1 protein-coding gene is annotated in these 888 nt (G+C 46.7%); it reads right to left on the reverse strand.

Annotated features, from left to right (window positions below; translation table 11 throughout):
- Positions 1 to 811: IS110 family RNA-guided transposase (locus tag Xentx_RS18170; RefSeq protein WP_074021880.1), on the reverse strand; the 811-nt coding region annotated here is incomplete at its 3' end.
- Between the last annotated feature and the right edge of the window lie 77 nt (positions 812 to 888).

An 888-nucleotide genomic window follows, 5' to 3' on the forward strand; every position in this document is an offset into this window, starting at 1 on the left:
CATCGCCCCGCTTACTGATACCGAGCTGTCTGACTTTTCCGCCACTGCTATGTTCTTTGGGCACGAGTCCCAGATAGCTGGCAAAATGACGGCCATTCTTAAATTCTTGACTGTCACCCAGTGCTATCTTCAGAGCTGATGCCCCTAATGGCCCGATACCCGGTAATGTCAACAGCCGGCAAATATCTGCATTTTGAGCATTCAGATGTTCAAGCCGTTTATCCAACCCTTTCAGGCGCTGCTGAAGGCCTTTCAGTTCAAACAGTAATTCCTGAAATAACTGGCGGCTCAAGACCGTTAATTCATTTTCGGCATTTTCCAGATGTTCAGGTAAACATTGCTCTACCTTGTGAGCACTTTCAGGCATGGCAATACCATACTCCAGCCCCAGTCCGCGTATTTGGTTAATCAGCGCAGTCCGGTTTTTCATGAGACGCTGACGAACCCTGTGTAGACATTGAATATCCTGTTGTTCTACCGTTTTTTCCGGCACATACCGCATGCCCGGACGACTGTCAGCTTCCACAATAGCAATCGCATCGTTTTTATCGTTCTTGCTGCCCATTCGAAAAGGCGTGACATATTGAGGACTGATTTGTTTGACTTCATGTCCAAGCTGTTTGAACTGGCGGCTCCAGTAATTGGCGCTGCCACAGGCTTCCATGACAATTCTTGAGGGTGGCTGTTGAGCAATGAAAGCGGTGAGCTTGTCACGAGACACCATTTTGTTCTGAATGAATTTTCCGGAAGAAGACACGATATTTAATTGAAAAACTCGCTTTGCCAGATCAATTCCGATAATTTGTTCCATGGGACACCTCTTCATATTTTGCTGATGTATTCAGCATGGCTCACTGGAGCCGATTTGGGGAGGTGTCCATTTCATTA

The sequence above is a fragment of the Xenorhabdus thuongxuanensis genome, assembly GCF_001908095.1.
In the GTDB taxonomy this organism is placed as follows: domain Bacteria; phylum Pseudomonadota; class Gammaproteobacteria; order Enterobacterales; family Enterobacteriaceae; genus Xenorhabdus; species Xenorhabdus thuongxuanensis.